This is a genomic window from Paenibacillus sp. ALE2, assembly GCF_054113385.1.
Genome location: NZ_CM134213.1, coordinates 374,382 through 398,524 on the forward strand (window position 1 = coordinate 374,382; position 24,143 = coordinate 398,524).

Below are 24,143 nucleotides of genomic sequence, written 5' to 3' on the forward strand. Positions count from 1 at the left end.
GCTCCTTTCCTAATAAAGCCCTTCTCCCTCATTGAGCTTCTTGACGATAAAGTTAACGGTCAGCAGCAAAACCACATTAATCACCGAATTAAACAGCCCGACCGCCGCAGAATAAGCATAATTGCCGGATTGCAAGCCGACTTTATACACATAGGTAGGAATAATTTCAGAAGTAGGCAAATTCATGGATGTCTGCATAAGATACGCCTTCTCAAACCCAATCGACATAATTCCTCCTGCTGCCAGGATAAAAACAATCGCCATAATCGGTTTAATCGTCGGCAAATCAATATGCCATATGCGCTGAAGCAGGTTGGCCCCGTCCAGACTTGCTGCATTATGCAGCTCGGGATCAACATTAGCGAGTGCAGCTACATAAATGATTGAAGACCACCCCGCCCCCTGCCAAATTCCAGACAGAATATAAATCCAGCGAAAATATTCAGGCTCTGTCATAAAGATCACAGGGTTGCCGGTCACCGATGCAATGATTTGATTCAGGGGCCCTGTCGGAGACAAGAAAATAAACAACATACCCACAATGACAACAACTGAAATAAAATTAGGGGCGTACAAAACAAGCTGGATATTCTTTTTCAATCCCGCCTTGCGGATTTGATTCAGCATGACCGCTAACAGGATTGGTACAGGAAACCCGAGTACAAGTCCATAGAAGCTCAGTTTCAGCGTATTGAAGAAAATATCCGTAAAATTGGGCGATTCTAAAAATTTAGTGAAGTATTTTAGTCCAACCCAGTCACTTCCCCATATCCCTTTAAGCGGGCTAAAATCCTTGAATGCAATAATGGCCCCATACATCGGAACATACTTAAAAAGAATCGTAAGAATCAGTGCAGGCGCCAGCAGTACGTAAAGAAAATAGTTTTTGCGAATATAGTCTAGCTTGCTGCGAATGGACCTTTGCTCCCCCAGTGCGGCATGTCTCTGAGCTGCCTTAGCCAAGTTTGCCATTTGCGTTCCCCCCATCTGTAATAACCGTCTGTACAAGACAACTGAAAAGGCTTACATTTTTCATCTTCAATTTACCAAATCAAATTATCATTCGTCAATAACTTTTGTAAAATATTTTATTTACATTTGACCAAAATATTATTGTCATTCTGAGCTTTTGTAACAAAAACAAAAATAATCATCCCCTATGATCCAAATCTGAAAGTTCCCCATTAACAATGACCGCTTCACTTATTCGGCCCTAATGTACCCTCTCTGTTTCAATGAGCATTTTTTTATCCAGCTTATACAAATTTGAATTTCAGTTCATTTTTCGATCTGATAAAGATAAATACAGGCTATTAAATAAACTTTACAAATGTAAAAATATTTTATACATTTGTAATCTCAACATTGCTATTTTATGCGAACTATTATACATTTAGGATACATTTTAGGTCTGAACGGAAAGCTGGCAGAGGCAACTGTACCTCTCAGGCAATCCATTTATTAAGTGAAGGTGGAACCTGTCTATGAAGAAAGAAAAAGTCACCATTCAAGACATTGCTGACGCTTTGGGAATCTCCCGAAACACCGCATCCAAAGCCATTAACGGTAGTGAGAGCATCCCGGTTGATACTCGGAACAAGGTCATTAAAAAAGCGATCGAGCTCAAATATAAGCAATTTGCCTATGTGGAAACAGACAGTATCATCCCTAAGAACCAAGGTAACATTGCCCTGTTTACATGCAATCTGCCGAACAGCTCGCATTTTGGCTCCTTTCTGATCAGTGGGTTGGAAAAAAGAATAAGTGCAGAAGGGTATAATTTGTCGATTCATATTGTGCGGGAAAACGAAATCCAAGCGGGAACACTGCCTAATAATTTTGAAGCCTCTAAGGTTGACGGAATCATTTGTATTGAAATGTTCGATCCACAGTATAGTGAGCTCGTTACGAGTTTGGGACTGCCTACAATCTTTATTGATTGCTCGGTGGACATTTTTTGTCCTGATTTGAAAGCGGATTTATTGTTGATGGAAAACGAACATAGCGTTTATTCTGTTACCAAAAGCCTGATTGATCGTGGATTTACGCGGATCGGTTTTGTTGGGGATTATAAACATTGCAAAAGCTTCAACGAGCGGTGGGTTGGATATAACCGTGCTTTAATCGAAGCAGGCCAAAGTGTGGATTTATCTTGCTGCATCGTTGATCAGGACCGAAATTTTTTCTCCGAATCGGATTGGATGGATAAACAATTGGAGGGCATGAGCGTGCTTCCATCTGCGTTCGTGTGCGCCAATGATTTTATCGCCGTCAGTGTCATGAAAGCGCTCAAAAACAAAAACTTGAAAATTCCCGAAGATATTGCTGTGTTTGGGTTTGATAACGCTCCTGAATCCCGGATTGTAGAGCCTCATTTATCCACCGTGCATATTTACAACAACGAAATGGGGATTATGGCGGCTGAGATGCTATTGGCGCGGGTCAAAGATCCTTCCAGGCCTTATCAGATTACGCATATCAGAACTGAGCCGATATTTAGAGAATCGACTCCTTTACAAATAGAAAAGTAAAAGAGGGGGTCTGGCGACGCTCCGCGAACGGAACGTTGCTCCAATCGCTGTTGTATCCGGATATTATTTAACGGCATGCCAGCCGCACTCACTGCATATTACAGTTCTGCCTGGAAACCTGGTCCGTGATTCGGTCTCTTCAGGCAGCTGTTGGCAAGTACTCAGTCACGCTGAGAACAGAAGAGGCAGTCGTTTACATGACTGTCTCTTTCTTATGAAAATATACAAACGATTTTTACATTCTGCCCCTAATGCCGCACCCGCTGCAGCACCCCAAAGACCACTTGCAGCTCCTATTTCAGCTCCCACTCAACTATCGTGACGCAATCATCAAAATTTGGATTAGGATGACTCGATTTGTTCGGATTTTCGGCGTAGTAAGAGTGAAGTGAATCCAGTGGAACTTGACAGATTTTTGAGTAAATCCGAATATTAAATACAGGATTAATATAGAAATAAATAATATAATTGATAATATATTAATATTTTTTGTCGAAATATTACATTAGATGGAATCTTTTGGTATAATGATGTAGCAGTTTTATACAATTACAAGGAGGATTATTCTGTGAAGAAAAAACATTTAATTGCATCAGCCTTATCTTTAGGTTTATTAGGAGGAGCTATTGCCGTGCCCAGTGCGATCTTTGCGGATTCAGATGCTGTAACTGATTCTGCAAATACATCCACTACGGCGACCCAAGATGCTGGTAATACAACTACTGGTGACCATGTAATAACTCCTCAAAGCGTGGGAAATTCTTTTAACTTTACTGTAGGGGGAAGTGCAACTGCATCAGGCAGCTTCGAGGTTCCTAAGGGTTTCGGGTATGTTAAATTGCGCATTAGAAACTACGCTAATACCCCCGTTGACTTTACTGTAGAGCACAACGATTCTGGGAAATCGTATGTTGACGGCCAGACAATCAGCAAAAACAGTGAAACTGTTTGGAGAAGTTCTGATGCTATGCGTTCCGGGCGATATACAATTCAATTCCGTGGTGCTTCAAACAAAGTAAATGTGGAATTATGGGGCGTAGCCGGTTCACTTCCATCGGATGCCAAATAATAGCTAAACAAAACAAAGAAAGCTCCGACCTTGACCCGGTTTGGAGTTTTCTTTTTTTGTATTTCATGTGTACCCCTAAGTGCCTTTACAAGCGGCAGTACTGGATCAATGACAATATTTTCACCATCTAATCACGGGGAATTAATATGTGATCAGATGTAATAAGAACCATCAGTGTTGGAGAATTACTCCTAACACCGATGGTTCTTCTATATTTGGGGTCATATGCTCAAATTGTTGGATGAAGTGATTGAGCATGCGCCTGTTCCGAGCCTTTATACGTAAATATAAGAGACCTCATCTGTAAAAATAAAGGCGACCGCTGATGCTTACTCGCAAGAAAAAACGTCTATACTCTTAAACTTTAAGAATGTAAAATGGCAAGCCTCTGATGATTTAGAGGCTTGCCATTTTACTAAGTCTATTAACTAATGGATGGGGTGCTACAGTTTTAGTCTCCGGCTAATCGTTTATAGATCCTCTGCTGGAACTACAGGAACTACAGGGACCGCTGACTCTCCCTCTATTTCCTTCTCATCTATTTCTGCCCCATCGACTTTTGTTCCATCAACTTTCGTTTCATCGACTTCTTTTTCATCTACCTCCGTTGCCTCTACCTCATCCGCTTCGTCACTGCTCTCTTCATTCATCAAGGCTCTTGGTGTATAGAGCTTGGGAATCGGCACGTTCGCCCAATTCATATCGGATGCAAAGTAAAAGCTCGTGTAGGACGGCTGGTTATAGCCAGTATTTTGACGCGCCACATCCGCACGATACTGCGGGTCATGCATCAATGTGTACAATTTATGCGTTGTAGGCTCGGTACTCAAATAGATACGGATCGCCGAGCTATCTGCTGTACGGACAAGCATTTCCTCGCGCCAATCTCCGAAAATATCAGCGACCAACGATGGCGTTCCTTTGGTATAATTGTTCGTTTTGGTACCTGCTGCGGTGAGTAATGTGCCTCGTTTCCAATCTTCAATGGTTGGGGTTACGTCGATCGCCCCGTTCACGATTTGTGTGGTCATATCAGCCGCCCATTTGATACTCATATTGGTACCCGGCATCTTGGTATCCAATTGTTTGCCCGCAGCGGTCCACAAGCCTATGGCCCAAGTCTCCAGTCCTCGCTGATCCGGGTCTATGTCACCGACCATCCCCCGACCTGTATCCTTACCGGAATACCCACCGTAGATGACTTCACCCGTTTTGGCATCCCGCAGCGAATAACCATAAGGGGCATAGGTGCCGCCTTCATGCACCATAAAGATTTCTTTTCCTGGCCGATCAGGGTCAATATCAGTAACATGCAGCGCGTCACCGTGTCCCAATCTGGCGGTTTGGCCCGGAATTGCGCTTTCAGGAGGCATAACATCAAACGAGCTGTACAACAGGCTGCCATCATGGTCGATCGTGGCGGAGCCATATACAATTTCGTCTTTGCCGTCTCCATCCACATCTGCGGCACTCAGCGAATGCGCTCCTTGTGTAGTCAAGGTGCCAAATTTCGGGTCCGTTCCATCCCGTCCGTGCGGGCTATCATTAAACGGATTGGTCATCGGTGCCCAACCACTGTCCACCATCCAATGTTTTTGGAGATGACGACCATCCCACGTGTAAGTGGCTAAGGTGGAGCGCGTATAATAGCCGCGTGCAAATACGGCGTATGGTTTGCGTCCATCCAGATATGCTACTCCTGCCAGAAAACGATCCACACGGTTAGCAGGTTCAATCCGGGCCATAGCGTAGTCTCCCCACATAAGACCGTCATCATGGCGCTCTGGCTCATAGCGAATCGTCTCCAGCTCAGTCCCCGTTTTTCCTTTGAAAATGGTCAAATACTCCGGTCCATCCACAATGAAACCTTCATATTCTCTCAGCTTGTTTTTGTCGCTCCGCGCAGGAGCATACACATCCATAAAGTAATCCGTCAGGCTTTCTGCATCCTTTCGGGATAACGGGTAGCTATACTTTGGAGCAATACCAAAGCATTCCTCCAGCGTAGCAGGCCACTGCCCCTTCACCACTTCTTCATGCTTCGTCCAGTTCATGAACATATTCACTACATGCTCATAATAATCCGTACGACTCAAACGATAATCGTCCTTATGTGTAATTCCAGCTTTGCGATCCTCACGGGGCAGGGTAATATATTTTTCTTTTTTGGGCTTGCCCTTCTTGTCAAAAGTAATCGTTTTGGTCCCCGGAGCGGTCTTGAACATCAGCTCGGCTTTGCCATCGCCGTCAAAATCATACACCATCATCTGTGTATAATGGGCACCTGAGCGAATATTCACACCGAGGTCAATCCGATACAGCAGCTTGCCCTCGAACGTATACGCATCGACATACGTATTTCCGGTATACCCCTTCTGAGATACATCTTTGGAGTTGGATGGGTCCCATTTTACAAAAAATTCATATTGTCCGTCTCCGTCCACATCCCCCACACTCATATCGTTGGCCGAATAAGTATAGGATTCACCTGCGGGTGTTACGCTATCAGCAGGCTTTTGCAGAGGAAGCTCATAATAACCCTGCTGCCATGGCTTCACTTTGGCACTGCGATCCTTTTCTTTCCCTTTAACGACTGAAGCGACCCTGTACACCGCATTTCCGTTTCCTTCCTTATCCAGATAATTGGTGCTATCCGTCACCGTCGCGATTTTCTTGCCATCACGGTATACGTTAAAGTCCGCTCCTGTCAGCCCTGTTGAACTGTAGCCATTCACTTCCTGGGCCAATAACCGCCAGCTTAAAAATACACCCTCTTGCGTCGCCGCAGCTACCAGACCGCGATCCAGCTTTTCCAGCTGAATGCTGCCACTACGGTTTTGTTCTACTGCGATTGCTGATTCTGCCTGCAGCGTGGGTTCGGATAAGTCTTCCGCAGCCACTCCTCCAGTCGTGCCCGTCATCGCCAGCATTGCTGCCAACGCGGCGGTCAAAGTTCCCTTTTGCCATGCGCCTTTCCTTTGAGCCATCCAATTCGTCCTCCTCAATTGTATTGTGATGACAAGCAAATACAGAAAATGATTGCGCTTACATGATTTAAATTCCTTATTATTATAGTTTTGCTGTTCCCCCAAACGCGTTTAAATATCCGAGTATTTCTCTACACAAATCCGTGTTGTTGCCCGTTTCTATTGAAATGACCCCATTAGCCCGTTTAAAACGGTCCATTTTGTGAGTCGACCATGTTAGTTGAAGTGAGAATATCCGAATATCATAAAATGATAAAATGAACGAGCTGTGATCAAACATACATACCTATCAAGGTTCCACAAAAATGATGTCACAAAATGACCCGTTGCGATTGTTATATAGACATAAATACAAGGAGGTGAGCTCTTGCAGGCAACCATCCCCGGGGATACACAGGACAAATACAGCCAGATTGAGCTGGCCATAGAACGTATCAAGGCTGGTGAACAGCAGGCTTATGAAATCATTATTCGGCAATTCGAGCGTCAGATGTACACCTACTGCTTTTATATTTTGAAGAATCATGAAGCCACAGAGGACGCGGTTCAGGACATTTTTATCAGAGCTTATGAGCATCTTCATCAATACAGCAGACAGACCAGCTTCTCGGCATGGCTATACAAGATAGCCTATCATCACTTAATGAATATCAAAAGGAAACACAGCCGCTGGCTCAAACTGGTTCAGCAGGTCAAGGAACAAGAGTCCATCGCCCAAGTATCACCTTATATAAGTGTGATTGAAGAGCTGCTGACTTATCTTACCCCAGAAGAACGTCATATTCTGCTACTGAAGGCTGTCGAGCAATACAGCTTTGAGGAAATTAGCAGCATCATGAGCTTAAAGTCGGCAACCATCCGCAAAAAATACGAGCGGCTTCGGCGCAAGCTGCTGGACCACAGAAGTAAAGGAGGACTTGTTAATGGACAAACATCTAACACCACCTTATGAGCGTGAAATGGACCCGTTGGAAAATTGGATCCATGAATCTGTCATGCCCAGAGGCAGTATGAGTGATCAAATTATGAAGCAGATTGAAAAAAGAGCCATACAAAGAAAGACGACGAAACCAAAGTTTGCAAAACGGGCTGTTCTGGCGGCATCCGTAGTTGGCATATTAGGGGCAGGAGTGGTAGGCGCCGGGGTTGTATCACCCACGATGGCGGCCACACTCAAGCAAATTCCCGGAATTGGCAGTATTTTTTATGGATTGAGCTCGGATGAAATTCAGACTGCTGTAGATAAGGGCATTCTCAGTCATCCTAATGAAAGTGTGACGCATGACGGAATTACGCTCACATTAAGCGATGTTCTGTATGACGGTACACGCCTGTCCTTTTCCATTGAGCGTCAAGGCGAGAATATGCCGGAAGGCTCTATAAGTCCTTATGTACCTATGGATGCTGAAAGTAGTGGTAATGATGAATGGTTAAAAGCCCATCAAGTGCCCGAGAAGGATCAGCCTAAGGGCTACTTTAAACATCCTGAAGTACAGATTAACGGAAAAAAAGTTGACTCTCAACAATTTATATACGGTGATGATCCGCACAAAAAAAATTCTGTCGTTGGGGAATTCATGCAGCTAGGCTCTCTGCCGGACGAGTTTGAGTTGACGGTTAAAACCTCGATGACAGGTGTCAACGAGCCCTATGAATTCAAAGTTCCGGTGAAAATCGACAACACCATGATTGTGGTCCAACCGAATGAGACGAAGACCAGCAATAACTTCAGCTATACCGTGAAGGAGCTGAAATCCACCTCAACAACGACTCGTCTAGTGCTGGACAGTACAGGTGAAGTGCCTGCTTCTCAGGAGCAGACGGGAGAGTATGCGCCAACGATGATGTATTACGATATTGCAGATGATCAGGGCAACATTCTAGAGCAGCGCAAATTCGGTTATTTCCACAGCAAGCCTAAGACAAAATATCATGTGGATGAGCTGTACGATGCTCTTAAACCGGGCACGAAATACGTGACGATTAAGCCGTTCACTTTGACCGTCAAGCCTACCGACTGGAGCATTGTGGGACAAGTGAATGACAAGGTTGGCAACGAAGTGAAGAAAGGCGACAAAACGTATATCAAAGAACTGGAAATGAAAATCCCTGTGCCAGCCCAATAACATCGATGCAAGAGTGAGCAAGCCTGGATGAGAATCCAGGCTTGCTCATTTGGCTCGATTTACATTAACCCGTCCCTTCTCCTGCTTATTCAACTGTTTTTTACTGGTTATACAAGCAAAGGGTAAGTTTAGGTTATCTTTAATTTGTATATTTTCCAATTAGTGAGGGACAAATGAACGAAAATCATCCCGGCTGGACTGGTCTGCATGATAAAACACGACATCTCCATCCTGTAAATGAAAGGTGTGTCCGTGCGGGTCCTTTATCTCTCTACGATATCCCTCCAGTTGCCATTGGTTCAAAAGCGGGCCATTGATATATTGCAAATGTGGATGCTTGGTGTCCCCCTGACGGAGTGATTCCAAATTAAAGTGAACCACTATAAAGCCTGTCTTCTTGAATATATCTGTATACTCGTTTAGCTCCTGACGGTGACTGACCTCGTGCAAATCCGTCCCTTTGGTAACGGCGTACACATCAGCAGGCAGACTATACTCGCCATACCAGCGCTGAATCGCCGCATTCGCACGATTGGCATCAACCCCCTCCGGCAGGTCCGTCTTTGGACCGATCAAGGTACGCACAGCAGCAGGCAGCACTAGCCAGTCGTAGCGTCCAACCCAGGTCTTGCTACGTGTAATACGCTGGACATACAGCGCCACATAATGTTCCAGCGTTAACTGACTTCGCTCTGCTTCACTCAATCCATGTTGATATTGGTAGGCTGCTGTATCCTGCATTTCCTCCATAGGGACATTGCGTAGCCGTTCATTCAAAATAACATATCGCTTTTCCCGGTCCTCTGTCGATCCTACACGGATAAATTTTCGGCTACCTGCATGTGTATACAAATCCACCTCTTCCCGCTGTCGCCCATCTTTGCTCACCCAATAAAATGAAGGGGTAATGCGAATTCCATCCTGTGCGCCGAACATATTGCCTTTGGTTTTGAGGTCAAACTTGAAATGGTAGCCTGTCTTGACCGCCACATTTGCGTAACCTTCATGTGGGTGACTACCTGGGCGAACGGGCAATGTGAAGGGCTGCGTGTTCCCTCTGGGCAACCCGTCAATATTGCCAAGCCCTGTCCAATAGGACAGGCCGCTATGCATTGGGCTTCCTTTTTGCTGCCGAAATACTCGCTCCCAATGGTAATCAGCAATATCCGTGATATGAAAATCATACATCCGTCCGATGACTTCAATATTCACCACATCATTGGCAACATGATGGGCGATATCCGTGTTAGCATGGCGCTGTTCGGTAAATCCATCCGGTGCATTTTCGGCAATGGTGCGGAACTCAACTGTATAATTCCCCTCATCGACCCATACGGGTAAATAAAAGTCTGTGTCCAACTGCAGCATCGGAATGTCGATCCAGGTACCTCGCGGATAAAAATGTGTCTTCCCTTTGTCGTACACATCGAACGGAAAGCGCACCTGCTTGGTTCGTACATATTTGGCATACTCCCGATCACCATAGCCGGGAATATTCAAATGCGGACCTGCTGTCGAAATCGTCACTCGAAAAGGACGCTCCAAAATAAGTGCCGATCGCCCCTTCGTAGGTTGGGTTTTCTGATTATGAGCAGCATCATCCGACACTTTAGACAGATTCACTACGGGAGTGTGGACAGTCACCGTATTGATTCCCTGTATCGGCAACGTTTTATCCGCACCTCCATTGATATTTCCTTTGAGAATAGCGTAAATGATGTCACCACTGCTGGGCGTGTTGGTCTTATTGATCTTATGCTTATCAATCACATGATTCGGACTGTACAGCACATCGGCCCCAATCGCTCCGGAAGAGGGAATCACGCCTGGTTTAGGGCCATTTACCTTGACGCGCTCTGGATTCATAATGATCTTGTTTTCAAAGGTCAAAGTATCGTTCTCCACTTCGATTTCCTTAACTGCCTCCTCTGCCTTAGATTTCAGTACACTGCGATCATCAGGCACACTGGGCTTGCTGCTGCCGCCATTTTTGCTGCGACTACCTCCGTCCACTGTGCCTGGTGCAGGGGGCGGATAAAAGTTACCCTGGGTCGCCGCAATATAAGAAGGGGGAGTATAGGATTGCGGACGCAGGGTGATTGCTTCATTGGGTAACGCATAGTTTCGGAGTGTAGCCTCCTTGATGCCATATACCTCCAAATTGTCTATCTTCCAATAGGAGTACGGACGGACGATTTGGTAAGTATAAGTTCGCTTCACAGTCTCATTCCGCCGAGATTTTTTCTTAGGCCGCCAGGTCAGCCGATATTCCCGTTTTACGTTCACCGTATATGTACACTGACCCGTCATGTTCACAAACTTATGTTGAAAAAGGTATCTTTTGGCTTGTACATGACCGTACAGGCTTTCAGAGGTAGGAATACCTTGGGATACGTCAAATCGTTCCCGACCACGCTGGTCCGCTTTGATCACGGCAGATACTACTGAGTCCAGTTCGGCAGTTTCCAAGCGCAGGCCTGGAACGGGACGGGAGCAGACAACACCATTCGTTGGCTGTTCATGATCTTGGCAATCTAAGGGCGCTCCCTCTTGGCTTTCTCCAGGCTTAGGACAGCCCTGAGCTTCTTTGTAATACAAATAAGCGGTAAACTGCTCAAAAGAACCGTCATAGGTAAACCCAGGTACAATTCCCGGCAAAATATCTCCGCTTGGCGGTTTACCTGTCGTGCTTTTCTTGTAACCCACATACTCATATTTCGGATTGGTTGGCGGGGTGAAATCATACGGTTGATTAGGTTTTAGCTCATCTTTTATTGGTGTAAATACGTTGTTAAGTGACTTTCCATCAGTTGTAAAATGCTTGACGATGAGTGCGCTCTCTAGTTCGATTTTGAATAGGATGGGCTGGTAGATGCGCCAAGCCTCTACTTCTTTGGCACAGGTAGGACAACTCTCTTCCTTGATGTTGCGAGCCTGATCTACCGGATCAAGTTTCATATTCACAGTGATTGGGATAATAGTAGTGTCTGAACCGATTCCCTGTTTCTGAAAGGGATGGATATCTGAATCTTTTGTGCCCTTACTCATATGTCTCGCATATTCCTCATAATTATCAGACCGAGATTTTATAAAATAGTCACCATGACTCATATAATCAGCTATCGTATATAAGCGAGCAGTAACGTTCTTGATTTTACGGCCTGGAAACTGAAAATTGTAGGTGAAGGTCGCTTCCCCCTGCATTCCTTTTCCAGGCTGCTTCTTTTGAGTCACCCATTCCCCAGCTGTGTTCTTCCACATGTCGAAATACATCATGCCAACAAAATAGCGATCATTTTTGTCAGCATAATATGACAAAGGTGTGATTTCCGTATCGGCTGCCGCCTTCTCGGTGGGGAAATAAAAAGGTGGGAGCTGCAATAGTAACAGTACCCCCACCAGAAATACGGCTAAAATGCGTTTGGTATTACTCATATGGTTAATTACCTTTCCAAGGATTAACCATCATCGGAATATAGTCCTTCGATGCGAGGTCAAAACCAATGTACTCAACGTCTTTCAACTTAAAAGATTTATAGTTTTTAATGCCTAAGTAAAGCTCATCAGCAGATGAATAGATCGGATAATAAACCATTTTCGTACCATCCCCGTTGTCTTTCGTCATTTGTTCTAGTGCTGGACGAAGACGTGCGTCTTTATTTTTTGTTAGGAAGAAAATTCCTCCTGCACTAGAGTTCGTTTTCACTCTCATCTGTAGGTAGGATACACCCTTAGAGGTTGTGTAAGGCTCAATTGAATAAATGTCGCGCAGCATCTTGACAGGCAAATCGTATTGTTTAAAAATTACCACTTTGTTGTAAGGCTGACCAATAACATTTTTTAAAAGCCCTGGTGTTGTCCCAATCGCCTTTTTATACGGCTCAATACTCACCGCCTGATGTCCCGTATCCTCTAGCGCAGCGATTTCCTTCTTCCCAATCCAGACCCAGCGGCTGACCTTATCCCATTCTACCGTCTGTCCCAAACCCTCACTCACTAACCGCAGCGGCACAAAAGTACGGTTTTGCTTCAAGATAATCTTCGTTTCATACGTTTTGGTCTGCCCATCCACGGTAGCGGTGTTTTGTCCCACTGTCATGTTAACGGCATGTGCATCATTTTTAATCGACACGGCTAATTGGCCGCCTGTTTTCTCCCAGCCCACCTTAGCTCCCAATGCCTCGGATACAAACCGGATTGGAACCATGACATAATCGTTACCATCCTGAAAAGGTTTGGCATCCGGGAACTGTATTTTTTTCGCATTTAATAAGACTTCAATTGGTTTGGTGCTACTTGCCGCCTCCGTCATTGGAATCGTACTTGCCCCGCTCCATAGCAACGTGACTGCGGTCAAACTCAACAACCATTTTTTCATGCTCATCTCTCGATCCCCTTTGTCTGCTTAAACTTATAAACTATGTATATCAACTCTAATCTCATAAACTCATCGCGTCCCCACTTTCAGAAAATACTGGATACAACTTATATATTATAGGGTTTCCCAATTACAAAATCTATAAGAAAAATAACTAATATAACTACTCTAAAAATCATTTCCTATGAGAAATCTCCCGCTCTAAATCATAGAATAGCCTCCTTATATAACTTATATTTCTGCAAAATCTCATCAAAAAAGGGCTGCCTCTTCCCTCTGAAGGAAGAAACAGCCCGTGTGCTTCACGCGCAAAAACTATGAATATATCAGTTCATATCCTATGGATTGTTCCAGCATCATCCAATATTTCTTACATTTTAAATCATTACTGATTAAAAATCAAACGTTAATTTTCTCACGAAACAGCTCAAAAAATCATTCATGTGCACCTGGACTCCCAGCTTGATATAGCCGCTCATACACATCCTTGTTGACCATCCTCAGCCCAAACAATCTGCGGATACGCTGTCCAGGCTTGGCTTTGAAGGTCACTGTGGCTATATCCTTACCCTCCAGATATGCAGCCGGAATAGCGGCATTCACGTTGTAAAACTTGTCAGCCTCATCAAAGCCTTCACTAAAATGCTCAAGCAGATGACCGTTAATCCAAATATCAAAATCACAGTTTGGCATTTCCAGCGTAGCCGTATAGGTGATAACCAGCAGCATTGGAGCAATCGGATCTGTCTTCAAATAGAAAGAGAACCAGCCGTCAATTCCCGCATTCCGGTAAGGTCGGTTATTCACATATCCGGTGCGAGTCGAAGCATCTCCCTGAAAGTTGTGATCCCGCTCCGGCTGCATTTCTCCGGGTTGGGCAAAGTCAATCGTGCACTGCTCCAGAATCGCCAGCTTTTCGCGTGCTGCTGTGTATTCCTTTTCCGCCTCCTGCCATGCTTCCTTCGTAAAAATGTCCCAATAGACTGAATAGGTACGGTCATGCATTTTATACAGCGGAGACAGTTCCACATCTCGGGGATGCCCTGCTTTTAAGGTACGGAATGTATTCGTTTTGCCCTCCACGGGCTGTATCCAATGATCCAGTTCTTCTGTTGGAGGGATGAATACCGGGGTATAGAGGAACTCTTTGGCTTTAGGATCTTCTAAGGGTCCCAGATCACCTGCCAGCACCAGCGGTCCATACATGACAGCCGCCCGATCCGGGTTATCTGGCATCTGCTCCAGTCTGAGCGACATCGGAATTGTCACCTCAACAACATCTCCGTCAAGCCAAGTTCTAGCGATAGAGACAAACCTGCCCGGTTCTGATTCAACCGGCTGTTTCTTGCCGTTTACACAGATAGTGATCCCTTTTTCAGCCCAATAAGGATAGCGGATGAGCAGCATAAATGAAGCAGGTTGATCGCATTGAATTTCCAGCGTGGTATGATCCGTGTCTGGATAGGACGTAGTTTGTTTTAGCGTAACACCTGTGTCCTTCCATGCCAGCGTAGAAGCAATGAATTGATTGACATACAACTTATCGTGATCGTGAAAATATATGCCGCTACCGTAGCTCGCATGGTTTTCCATCCCTGTGCCCACACAGCATGTAAAATCATCAAATTTACTTTCAAAATGCTTGTGCCCGCCCATGGCCAGCGACAGAAAATACGTAACACCCCCGTGAACCGGGTCCTGAGAAGCCAAAATATGATTGAATAAACCTCGCTCATAAAAGTCCGCTTCCTTGGCAGAAACATTCCACTGAAACAGGTGATTAGTCAGCTTGAGCATGTTATAGGTGTTGCATGTCTCCGTCGTATGCGGTCCGATGCGATCATTCAAGCCATCCGGCGCTCCAAAATATTCTCCAAAGCTATTGCCGCCAATGACATACGAATGATGATCCACCACCCGCTCCCAAAAAAATTCTACCGTCTTCCGACGCTTCGTGTCATTCGTGAGCTCATATTCCTTGGCAAGCCCGATTAGTTTCGGTATCTGTGTATTGGCGTGAATGCCCTGTAAGCAATCCTCCTGTGAGCTAAGCGGGTCCAGCACCAGCTTGTGCCAGAAGCACTCAGCCAGCCGCAAGTAGCGCTCTTCCCCGGTATCCGCATACAAATCCGCCAATACCTCATTCATGCCTCCATATTCGCAAAACATCATCTGCTGCATCTGCTCATCGCTCATCGGCTTCAAAATTCCTTCGAGCCAGTCCGCCAGTTTGCGCTCTACACCTAATGCCTTGTCACAGTCTGTCAAATGATACGCATCACGCAAACCGGCGAATAACTTGTGTAGTGTATACAAAGGAGCCCAGGCACCGTTCAGGTCAAAGCCCTTCGAACGAATATTTCCGGCAGATACCTCTTCAAAAAGTTCCTTTCCCCCAGGAATACCAGATACATATCCGTCCCCATGCGCCGCCTGGCAAACATCCAGTTCATCCGTAATGTAATGTGCGATCTCCCTAAAACGCTCATCGCCTGTTGAAGTAAACATCATAGAGCAAGCGGACAAATAATGTCCCAGCGTATGACCAGAAATAGTCATCGCTTCCCAGCCTTCATATTGAGGCGCTTTGGGCGCAAGCCCGGCATATTCCCGAAAACGCGCCAGCAAACGATCAGGCTCAAGCTCCAACAGGTAAGATCGGTTTAGCTCCATCGCCTGCTTGAAGGGACCTTCAGCCAATACCACCTCGTTCAGTGCGAACGGCTTTGCTTTCATATGGGCCTTTGCTTTAAGAGTCATCTTCCGTTCCTCCTTTAAGGCAAATTTGGAGTAAAAAACGTATATTCAACCTAACGAGCCGTTACGCGCCGCTCCCAGAAGAGATTTGCCCCCACTGCTGGTACAGCTGTGTTCTCGCTTCTGTAATGCCGGGGTGAAATTGAATTAGCGCATGTTTCCGTGCAAAATGAACCTCACGGATTGCCTCCTGCACCCGTTGTTCCCCGCCTGCTCCACCAAGTCCAGCAGCATGGAGCATGGAAGCGGCTGCTAATCGCCCTTGAGCCATGGCGACCAGCCCGCTTTCGATGCCGGTAATATTGCCGGCAACGTACAGTCCTTTGAGCGAGGTTTCCATTCGCTCACCATGTAGTGGAACATGCCCACCCAGCTCAGGGCTGTACACGAATTTGCACCCGGCTACCGCCGCCAGCTCGGCAAGCGGATACAAGCCGCCGCTCAGCGCCACGAAGTCGGCGGGTTCGACGCGCTCGCTGCCAGCAATCGGCGAGCCGTCCGGTTTAACGTGGACCAGGGTCACGGATTCGACCCGGTCCTGCCCGTTGACGGACTGCACTGCTGTCCGCAAACGGATCGGGATATCCCACAAACGGAAGCCTCTGTGGGGATAGCAGCGCGCGATGAGCTTCTCCATCCGCATCGTCGCTGCCAGCTTGCCGCCGGCGCGCATCCAGGCGGCAGGCGCCAACCCCGACAGCTGAAGCAGCAGCTTCGCGGAGGCTGTCGGATCTGCCGCTGCACCAGCCAGCGGACCCGCGCACGGCAGTGTAATCGCCGCTACCTTCACCCCGGCGACGGACAGTTCGCGGGCAATCGCCATCGACAATACGTTCATGCCTACGATGATGCCGCGCTCTCCCGGCTTGACGTAATGAACATTGGTCAGCACCTGCGCAGCCCCGATGGACATTACACCCGGTAGCGTCCAACCATCCAGCGGAACGGGAATCTCGGCCGCTCCGGTTGCCAGCAATACGTACTCAGCCGTGAGCAATCCACAGGAAGTGGAAATTTCCCACGTTGTCGTATATTCCATGCCATGTACGGAAACGCCACAGCGAATGTCCACCCCAAGCTCCGCGCAGCGGGTAATCAGCTCATCCGAAACATGCTTTCCGATCCACCAGCCTTGACTGCCTTCCTCATGATATTGCCCGGGCATACGTCCACCCGGCTCAGTAAACTCATCCAGTACCGTGACTGGCAATCCTTGTTCAGCAGCCGATGCCGCTGCAGACAGTCCGGCCGGACCTGCGCCAATGACGATGAGATGTGCCATTTTATTCATGTCACAATTCTCCCTGTGATTTCATTCGAAAGCTGCCGTCCGGTTTCCACCACCATACCTTCTTCCAGCTTGGTCAGACAGGAACGAACCGTACCAAACGGATGAACCGTCAGACGGCATTCGTTGCAGTGCCCAATAGCACAGTATACGCCCCTGGCCGTACCGGATTCCTCATGCCTTCTCAGCAAACGGACACCGCTGGCGAGGAGCGCTGCCGCTAGTGGTTCTCCAGCCAATCCCTGCATGGGACGACCATCAAACATGAAAGATACCTGCCGCCGCTCTGGCTTGGGTCCCAAAATCGGATGATTCACAATACGCGCACGGCTCATAGGGAACCTCCTTCTGCCAGCTGACCGAACGTTACGGGACGCACCGGGGGCCTTTGTGATAACAACTCCGCCTCCCGGCGGGCAGCAGGAACCTGATTGTAAAACCATGATTCCACTAATTGTCGGCATACCCTGCCCTGGCATGCCCCCATGGTCACCCGCGTAGCCATTTTAAGCTGGCGAACAGTATCCACACCCATGCGGCAAGCCTGCTCCATCTGTGCAATACTCACTTCTTCACATCGACACACAAGCACATGGCCTGACGCGCCAAACGTTTTTGATTGCACACCCGGAGATTCAGCATACTGGTTTTCTGCATACTGGGTCTTTTCCCCCTGCACTTCCGTCCTATCCGTGACACTTCGTTCCTTCGCGCGTTTACGCATAGCTGATCGCACAGGTTTTAATCGCTGAATAAAAATCCAGCGCCGCCTGACCCTGTTCCCGGGTATGTGAGCTTGACTGCTTCAGACCACCGAACGGAGACTGATACTCAACTCCCGCCGTCTCCTGATTAACCCGTACCATTCCCGCGTCCGCTTCATCCAGAAACCGATGAGCAAGCCGCAAATCGCGGGTGAACAGGGAAGCGCTTAACCCATAAATAGAATCATTGCACAGCCGAATCGCATCCTCAAAGTCGTCGGCCTGTATGACACTGATGACTGGGCCAAAAACCTCCTCCTGAATCAAGGTGTGGGACGAATCCAGACCAGCCGCCAGCAGTGGACGCACATAATAACCGTTATCTGTCCCGGCGGCGGCTCCACCTTCCGCCAAAATATCAGCTTCCCGGCGAGCTAGCGATACATAGGACATGACCTTCTCGTACTGACTCTTGGATGCCACAGGTCCGAGATACGCACCGGGGTCAAGCGCTGGAGCGATCTGGATTTTTTCCACCACTTGGCGTAAAGCTTCTGTGAACGTCTCATAGGCAGACCGTTCTACAATCACCCGGCTGGTGGCCGTGCATTTTTGTCCGGCTGATCGAAAGGCACCGCTGGCAATCATCGCCACCGCCTGCGACACATCCGCGTCCTTCAGCACCACGGCAGCATTTTTGCCGCCCATCTCAGTCTGGTATTTGATGTTCCGACGTGCGCACCGTTCAGCAATGCCCAAACCTGTAGCGGTAGAACCCGTGAAGCTGACCGCCTCCAATGCTGGATGCTCCAGTAGGGCATCGCCTATACGACTCCCCTGCCCAATGACGAGATTCAGTACGCCGGGTGGAAGCTGCACCGCCTCGAATAGCTCAGCGATCCGTACTGCGGTTAATGAAGCATGTTCGGCAGGCTTCCAAATGACCGTATTGCCACACAAGAGTGCAGGAGCGATTTTCCACAGCGGAATCGCTACCGGAAAATTCCACGGCGTTATGACAGCCGTTACCCCCAGCGGGATGCGCTTCGTGTATTGGAGCACTCCCAACTCATTCGAAGGAATGACCGTCCCAATGGAACGTACGCCCTCTGCCGCATAATATCGAAGCAGGTGGACACCTCGCATCACCTCTCCTCGCATCTCGGTAATCGGCTTGCCCATTTCTCTGCTGGCCAGCTCAGCCAATTCTAGTGCGGCTGTCTCCAACAACCCGGCTGCTTTGAACAAGTAAGCTCCCCGTGCTGCCGGGCTTAATGCTGCCCATCCTGCCTGTGCCAGTCGTGCTGCTTCCCCGGCCTGGGCAATATCACGCTCATTGGAGAAATGGACGACCCCCACTTCTTCCTGCAACGCCGAAGGATTACGAACCACCATCTCCTCGCCGGAAGGGCTCAGCCACTCACCGCCAATCCAATTTCGGCTCTCCATCGTCTTCACCCCCATTCAAGATGAAACCCCGCTCGGACGAACTGCCACCTCAAAAGCTTCACGAATCCGGTCATAATCCGCCTGTGGCAACGCAAGTCTGGGCGGCCGTGTCGGACCGACCGGGAATCCAGCCAGCTCCATCATATATTTGATGGACTGCACCAATTGCGGACTGGCATCGTAGTGGAACAGCGGTAATAGTCTGCGATACAACGCGGACGCTTCCGCCAAATTTCCCGCCTGCGCAAGCCGGAACAGCTCTACTCCTTCTTTTGGTAACGCATTAGGTACCCCCGAAATCCAGCCTGTCGCGCCGAACAATGCTCCCTCCATCGCCAGATTATCTACTCCGACCATGACCTCCAGCTCTGTCTGGTCCAAAATAGCGTGAATACGCCGTACATCCCCGGAAAATTCCTTGACTGCTACAATATTCTCAATATGTGACAAGTCCGCAAGAATATCCGGGGTCAGGTCAACCTTGTAATCATGGGGGTTGTTATACGCAATGATCGGCAGGCCCACCTCTGACAATGCTTCATAGTAAGTCGTTACCTCATGGGGCAATGGATTATAATTAATGGGCGGCAACGCCATGACACCCGCTGCCCCGGCATCCTTGGCATGCTGCACCCAATGTACCGCCTGTTTAGTGGATGGAGCGGCCGAGCCGACTACAACAGGAACACGTCCCGCCGCAGCGTCAATGACCGTATGCACCACCTGCGATCGTTCCTCTGGAGACAAGGCAGCATACTCTCCCAGCGATCCCGTAGGTACCAGTCCGCTAATACCGCTTGCAATCAGATGCTCGCACAGCTCGGTCAGACGCTTGTAGTCGACCTCCATCTCTGCCGTGAACGGTGTAACCAAGGCCACATATACACCTTCAAAACGTGACATATGCTCACCTACCCTCTCCCATTTTTATTTTCTTATTTAAATGATGCAAAATGCTCACATCAGCAAAAATCCTTCTCTCAGCGGGTCGTCAGGGTCCAGCACAAATTGATGATGTCCCGTCACCCAAGCCGAGCCTGTAATTTGCGGAATCACGGCCGGATAAGGACCTACCTGCGTCTCGCCCACAATTTCAGCCCGAAACATGGAGCCTGTGATGCTTTCATGCACAAACGGCTCGTGCAAGCCCAGCTTTCCCTTGGCGTGCAGCACCGCTACCTTGGCCGAGGTTCCTGTGCCACAAGGGGAGCGATCGATACCGCCTGGCGGAATGACGACAACATTGCGACAATCGGCCTGTGAAGCCACGGGTTCTCCGTAAAATTCAATATGCGTCAATCCTTGAATAACCGGATTTTCAGGATGTACTACCTCAACAGCAGCATTCACTGCCTCCCGAATCTGTACAGCTGTTCGTACAATTTTTGCTCCATTGCTCTGATCCAGGACAAGACCGATGGAGGCCGCCTCTATAATGCCGTAAAAGTTGCCTCCATAGGCAATATCAAGAGTAACTCGACCGATGTCCTCTACCTGAACCTCCACCTCACGGCGGTACACAAAGGAAGGAATATTGGTGAACGTTACTTGTTTCACCTTGCCCTCATCTATATCCAGCCGTACTTGAACCGGGCCTGCCGGAGTGTCCAGCAATATAGATTTTTTATCCGCAGCAATCAGGCCACCTTCCACCAGTGCCGTGCAGACGCCAATCGTATCGTGACCACACATCGGCAAATAGCCGCCTGTTTCTATAAAGACCACACCCATATCTGCAGTTGGATGACAAGGCTCTGTTAAAATGCAGCCTGACATCACCTCATGACCACGCGGCTCAAACATTAGCAGACGGCGAAAATCATCATGGTGCGCTGCCATATAAGTCATCTTTTCCAGCATGGTATGCCCTACCAGCTTAGGCGCGCCGTGGATGACTGTCCGCGTCGGATTGCCTCCCGTATGAGTATCAATCGTAGTAATTCTGCCCGCTGCACTCATCCAGTTACCTCCCCGTGAATATCGTGGCTGGTAAAAGCCTCTCCGAATCGGTCATAACGCAGCGGCTCTACCGGAATACAAGTGGGTTCGCCGCGTACCATTTCGGTCACCAGCTTACCCGTAACCGCCGCCAGGCTAATACCATCTCCTTCATGGCCTGAAGCGATAAATAGCCCCGGTACTTCATCCACTGCGGATATGATGGGCAAATGATCAGGGGTCCATGGACGCAAACCCGTATACGCTCTCATCAGCGGCACATTGGCTAAGGCAGGAAAGAAGCGAATGGCTCTGCGGGCGATTAAGCGAATCACCTGCTGATCGACACCTGTATCCATACCGACAAACTGACGGCTGCTGCCAATCAAAATGTTCTGGGATGCGGTGGGCTCAAATACCAGCGCTACACCGTATTTTTCATAAACCTCATCTACACTCCGCTGACCTCCGAACTTGCTCATCAGATAACCGAACTCCATCACCTTGCGGTTTCCGATCGAAGGCATTCGGGCAGACACCAGTATATGTCCTTTGCGCGGTATAATCGGAAGGTCCAAACCTAGCGAATGACCGATGCTGCGTGTCCATACACCTGCGGCCAACACTACTGCATCAGCATGGATCACACCGTTTGGCGTCTCCACTCCGCAGGCGTTTCCCCTTTCGTCCTTGAGAATCGACTGTATCGGCATGCGCGGTAATAATCTGGCTCCCATCCGACGCGCGGCCCTGGCCAGTGCATACGTCATCTGCACCGGATTTACAGTAGAATCTGTCTTACACTCCAGTCCGCCCGGCAAATCTTTGGCTAGATACGGCCATTCCTCTCGTAAATCCTGCTGATCCAGCATGCGAAACGGAAGCCCTTCCTGCTGCTGGCGGGTAACCCATAGCTCTGCGGCCTGCATCTCCTGGTCATTTTCACAGACCAGAATACTTCCAGGCGCACGATACTCAAATTCATCTTCCAGTTCCTTAGCCATCTCTGCCACCAGCTTCTGTGATAACAGTGACATCCGACTGTCAAATCCGGGCTCTTTGTCGATTGCCAATATATTTCCATCACATCGGGAAGAAGTACCTCCAGCAATTTCCCCTCGTTCAGCCAGCACGACCTTCATACCAGATTTAGCTGCATAATAAGCGATAGCTGTACCGATGATTCCACCGCCTACAATGACCAGATCCCCCGCATCGTGTTTCATTCGTTTTCCCTCCCTTCAACCGTTTCCATATGAATGGAAAACAATCCGGCGGCTTGCCCCAAAGCTCTATTTTGGCAAGTTGCTTTATAGTCATTCAGCCCCATCCAAGTTCAGTCAAGACATTCGGGACAGCCACCTCTTGGGGGCATTCATTACAGCTTGAGCGTAAAGGTTTGTGTGACAGGCTTGCTCAGCTCGTCATAATCCCGCAGCTGTATGGTGAACGTATACGTCTTGTTGGCTGCTCCGCTGTCTGCATTTCCGCTAATCGTTCCTGTAAAGCGGTCCAGTGTAAAGCCTGTGGGCAGTTGACCGCCGGTCACCGTCCAATCGTAAAATGGTACGCCTCCCTTGGCTTCCAGCTTGGCCGTGTATGTCTTTCCTTTGACGGGTGCTGGCAGTTGCTTTGTTATGATTTCTGGCGCGAGGAAAGGAGTCAGGTCCTTGCGCAGCGGCCAGCCTGCCTTTTCTGCTACAATCAGCGAAAGCTTCGTGTTCATCCAGCGCCGGGTTGGGAATAGATGGCGCCAGCCTCCATTTTGTCCGCTCAATCTATCGACCTCTGCAAGCTCTCCAGAGAGATGATAGCTGTCGTCCAATGCAGCCGGTCTGTGCTGATAGGCCATAATATCCGGGTCATTGCCAGCCGCTTCCTTCAGCGCCTTGACGCCTGGGAACGTGTCGCTGAATACAATTGCATGACCGAATTCGTGCATGATCAGCCCATGCACATCCGTCACCTTGGACAGATCGGATTGATACCATTCTTCATCGTCCACCGATGTGAATGGAATGGCATCATCATAGAAATCCAGGATCAGACTATAGGAACGGTTTAAGTTCCCCGGAAAGGTCACACCGTTACGTGTATGGTAATTACCGTTGGCTGCCGGAAAGCCCGTAGAATACGGCCCGTTTAGCCCTCTCATAAATACCCACATGCCTTTGTAGGGTTTGTCATTCGTCACCTGTATTTCATTTTGCCAATCATCTCCTGGCAGATGGTTTACTTCCGCATTGGCAGGAACCTCATCAAATGGCTTCAGATCAAAGAAATAGAACCAGTCCTTCACTGCCAGCTCTGCGGCTTTTTTGGTAGCCGCGTCATTGAAATAAGGCTTGATCGTATCGAATCTGTAGTCAAAATGGAGGGGGATTGTGGGTTCTTCATTATCGTCCTGATCCAGCACACGAATCGGAATAGACTGAGTGGTTGTGTGACCGTTATTTTCGGCAACGGACATAGACAATGTATAGTTCTCTATTTCACCGTTTCCTCCAATCCGGTCAGGATGAATAGCCAGCCGGAAATCCTTTTCCTCCTGTGCATTGGCAAAAGTCAGCGTTTTGCTTGCTCCTTGCGCCGACAGCGTACTTGGCAAATCCATCATCAGTCGGGATGTGCCTTGCGCTTTTAACGTAACGGTTAACGGAAAAGCGGCATTGGCAGGCGGCTTCACTTTTAGCTTCACATATGGGTTCGCCAGATACCCTTGCCAATCGACCAGATCTATACCATAGTCGTTCACCGTCCGGCTAAAGATGTCGATGACTTTTACATCCGATTCTGCCTCGGCATAAGCCTGTTGAGCCGGAAGAACTGGTGTCAAAGCCACAATGAGAGAAGTTGCCAGTGTGGTCAGCCATACTTTGGTTTTCCTTTTACGCGTGTTCATTTGATCCCTCCATC

At 48.2% G+C, this 24,143-nt stretch carries 17 protein-coding genes; 4 read left to right on the plus strand and 13 right to left on the minus strand.

The window, feature by feature from the left end; all coding sequences use genetic code 11:
• Positions 1-9 precede the first annotated feature (9 nt).
• Positions 10-972 carry an ABC transporter permease gene (locus tag ACXHJ1_RS01540; RefSeq protein ID WP_016821412.1) on the minus strand — a complete coding sequence of 321 codons (963 nt, stop codon included), beginning with the start codon at positions 970-972 and terminating at the stop codon, positions 10-12.
• A 512-nt stretch (positions 973-1,484) separates the two neighbouring features.
• Between ACXHJ1_RS01540 and ACXHJ1_RS01545 the strand changes: the two genes are divergently transcribed.
• Together ACXHJ1_RS01545 and ACXHJ1_RS01550 are read left to right on the plus strand one after the other, a co-directional pair.
• Positions 1,485-2,531, plus strand: coding sequence for a substrate-binding domain-containing protein (locus ACXHJ1_RS01545; RefSeq protein ID WP_044786391.1), 1,047 nt, complete (start codon positions 1,485-1,487; stop codon positions 2,529-2,531).
• Between the two features lie 568 nt (positions 2,532-3,099).
• Positions 3,100-3,600: a hypothetical protein gene (locus tag ACXHJ1_RS01550; RefSeq protein ID WP_107734106.1), complete on the plus strand. Its 501-nt coding sequence runs from the start codon at positions 3,100-3,102 to the stop codon at positions 3,598-3,600.
• Between the two features lie 470 nt (positions 3,601-4,070).
• On the opposite strand, the gene ACXHJ1_RS01555 is transcribed toward ACXHJ1_RS01550, so the two are convergent.
• Complete coding sequence (locus tag ACXHJ1_RS01555; protein WP_457905469.1) at positions 4,071-6,587, minus strand: rhamnogalacturonan lyase; 2,517 nt, start codon at positions 6,585-6,587, stop codon at positions 4,071-4,073.
• A gap of 367 nt (positions 6,588-6,954) precedes the next feature.
• On the opposite strand from ACXHJ1_RS01555, the gene ACXHJ1_RS01560 reads away from it, so the two are divergent.
• Both ACXHJ1_RS01560 and ACXHJ1_RS01565 read left to right on the plus strand, forming a co-directional pair.
• Positions 6,955-7,539, plus strand: a complete 585-nt coding sequence (locus ACXHJ1_RS01560) for an RNA polymerase sigma factor (RefSeq protein ID WP_044786388.1) — start codon at positions 6,955-6,957, stop codon at positions 7,537-7,539.
• Entirely contained in the window at positions 7,511-8,713 is a 1,203-nt protein-coding gene (locus ACXHJ1_RS01565; protein WP_457905470.1) for a DUF4179 domain-containing protein, read from the plus strand. Before ACXHJ1_RS01560 ends, ACXHJ1_RS01565 begins: the two co-directional genes overlap by 29 nt.
• Positions 8,714-8,872: 159 nt before the next feature.
• Here the strand turns inward: ACXHJ1_RS01565 and ACXHJ1_RS01570 are convergent, their stop codons facing one another.
• The 11 genes from ACXHJ1_RS01570 to ACXHJ1_RS01620 form a co-directional block, all read right to left on the minus strand.
• On the minus strand, positions 8,873-12,148 hold the full coding sequence (locus tag ACXHJ1_RS01570; protein WP_457905471.1) for a DUF5704 domain-containing protein: 3,276 nt from the start codon (positions 12,146-12,148) through the stop codon (positions 8,873-8,875).
• A 4-nt stretch (positions 12,149-12,152) separates the two neighbouring features.
• Positions 12,153-13,097 (minus strand): copper amine oxidase N-terminal domain-containing protein, encoded by a 945-nt coding sequence (locus tag ACXHJ1_RS01575; protein WP_457905472.1) that lies wholly within the window; start codon positions 13,095-13,097, stop codon positions 12,153-12,155.
• 429 nt (positions 13,098-13,526) lie between these two features.
• Positions 13,527-15,851: a beta-L-arabinofuranosidase domain-containing protein gene (locus tag ACXHJ1_RS01580; protein WP_457905473.1), complete on the minus strand. Its 2,325-nt coding sequence runs from the start codon at positions 15,849-15,851 to the stop codon at positions 13,527-13,529.
• Positions 15,852-15,912: 61 nt separating this feature from the next.
• Positions 15,913-17,139 carry an NAD(P)/FAD-dependent oxidoreductase gene (locus ACXHJ1_RS01585; protein WP_457905474.1) on the minus strand — a complete coding sequence of 409 codons (1,227 nt, stop codon included), beginning with the start codon at positions 17,137-17,139 and terminating at the stop codon, positions 15,913-15,915.
• Positions 17,136-17,471 carry a (2Fe-2S)-binding protein gene (locus ACXHJ1_RS01590; protein ID WP_017426336.1) on the minus strand — a complete coding sequence of 112 codons (336 nt, stop codon included), beginning with the start codon at positions 17,469-17,471 and terminating at the stop codon, positions 17,136-17,138. Before ACXHJ1_RS01590 ends, ACXHJ1_RS01585 begins: the two co-directional genes overlap by 4 nt.
• On the minus strand, positions 17,468-17,860 hold the full coding sequence (locus ACXHJ1_RS01595; RefSeq protein ID WP_457905475.1) for a (2Fe-2S)-binding protein: 393 nt from the start codon (positions 17,858-17,860) through the stop codon (positions 17,468-17,470). The genes ACXHJ1_RS01590 and ACXHJ1_RS01595 overlap by 4 nt, the downstream gene beginning before the upstream one ends.
• Complete coding sequence (locus ACXHJ1_RS01600; RefSeq protein WP_113050951.1) at positions 17,853-19,289, minus strand: aldehyde dehydrogenase family protein; 1,437 nt, start codon at positions 19,287-19,289, stop codon at positions 17,853-17,855. Before ACXHJ1_RS01600 ends, ACXHJ1_RS01595 begins: the two co-directional genes overlap by 8 nt.
• 15 nt (positions 19,290-19,304) lie before the next feature.
• On the minus strand, positions 19,305-20,192 hold the full coding sequence (locus ACXHJ1_RS01605; protein ID WP_457905476.1) for a dihydrodipicolinate synthase family protein: 888 nt from the start codon (positions 20,190-20,192) through the stop codon (positions 19,305-19,307).
• 54 nt (positions 20,193-20,246) lie between these two features.
• Complete coding sequence (locus tag ACXHJ1_RS01610; protein WP_107734113.1) at positions 20,247-21,248, minus strand: proline racemase family protein; 1,002 nt, start codon at positions 21,246-21,248, stop codon at positions 20,247-20,249.
• Entirely contained in the window at positions 21,245-22,453 is a 1,209-nt protein-coding gene (locus ACXHJ1_RS01615; protein WP_107734114.1) for an NAD(P)/FAD-dependent oxidoreductase, read from the minus strand. Before ACXHJ1_RS01615 ends, ACXHJ1_RS01610 begins: the two co-directional genes overlap by 4 nt.
• A 152-nt stretch (positions 22,454-22,605) precedes the next feature.
• Entirely contained in the window at positions 22,606-24,129 is a 1,524-nt protein-coding gene (locus ACXHJ1_RS01620) for an Ig domain-containing protein (RefSeq protein WP_457905477.1), read from the minus strand.
• Between the last annotated feature and the right edge of the window lie 14 nt (positions 24,130-24,143).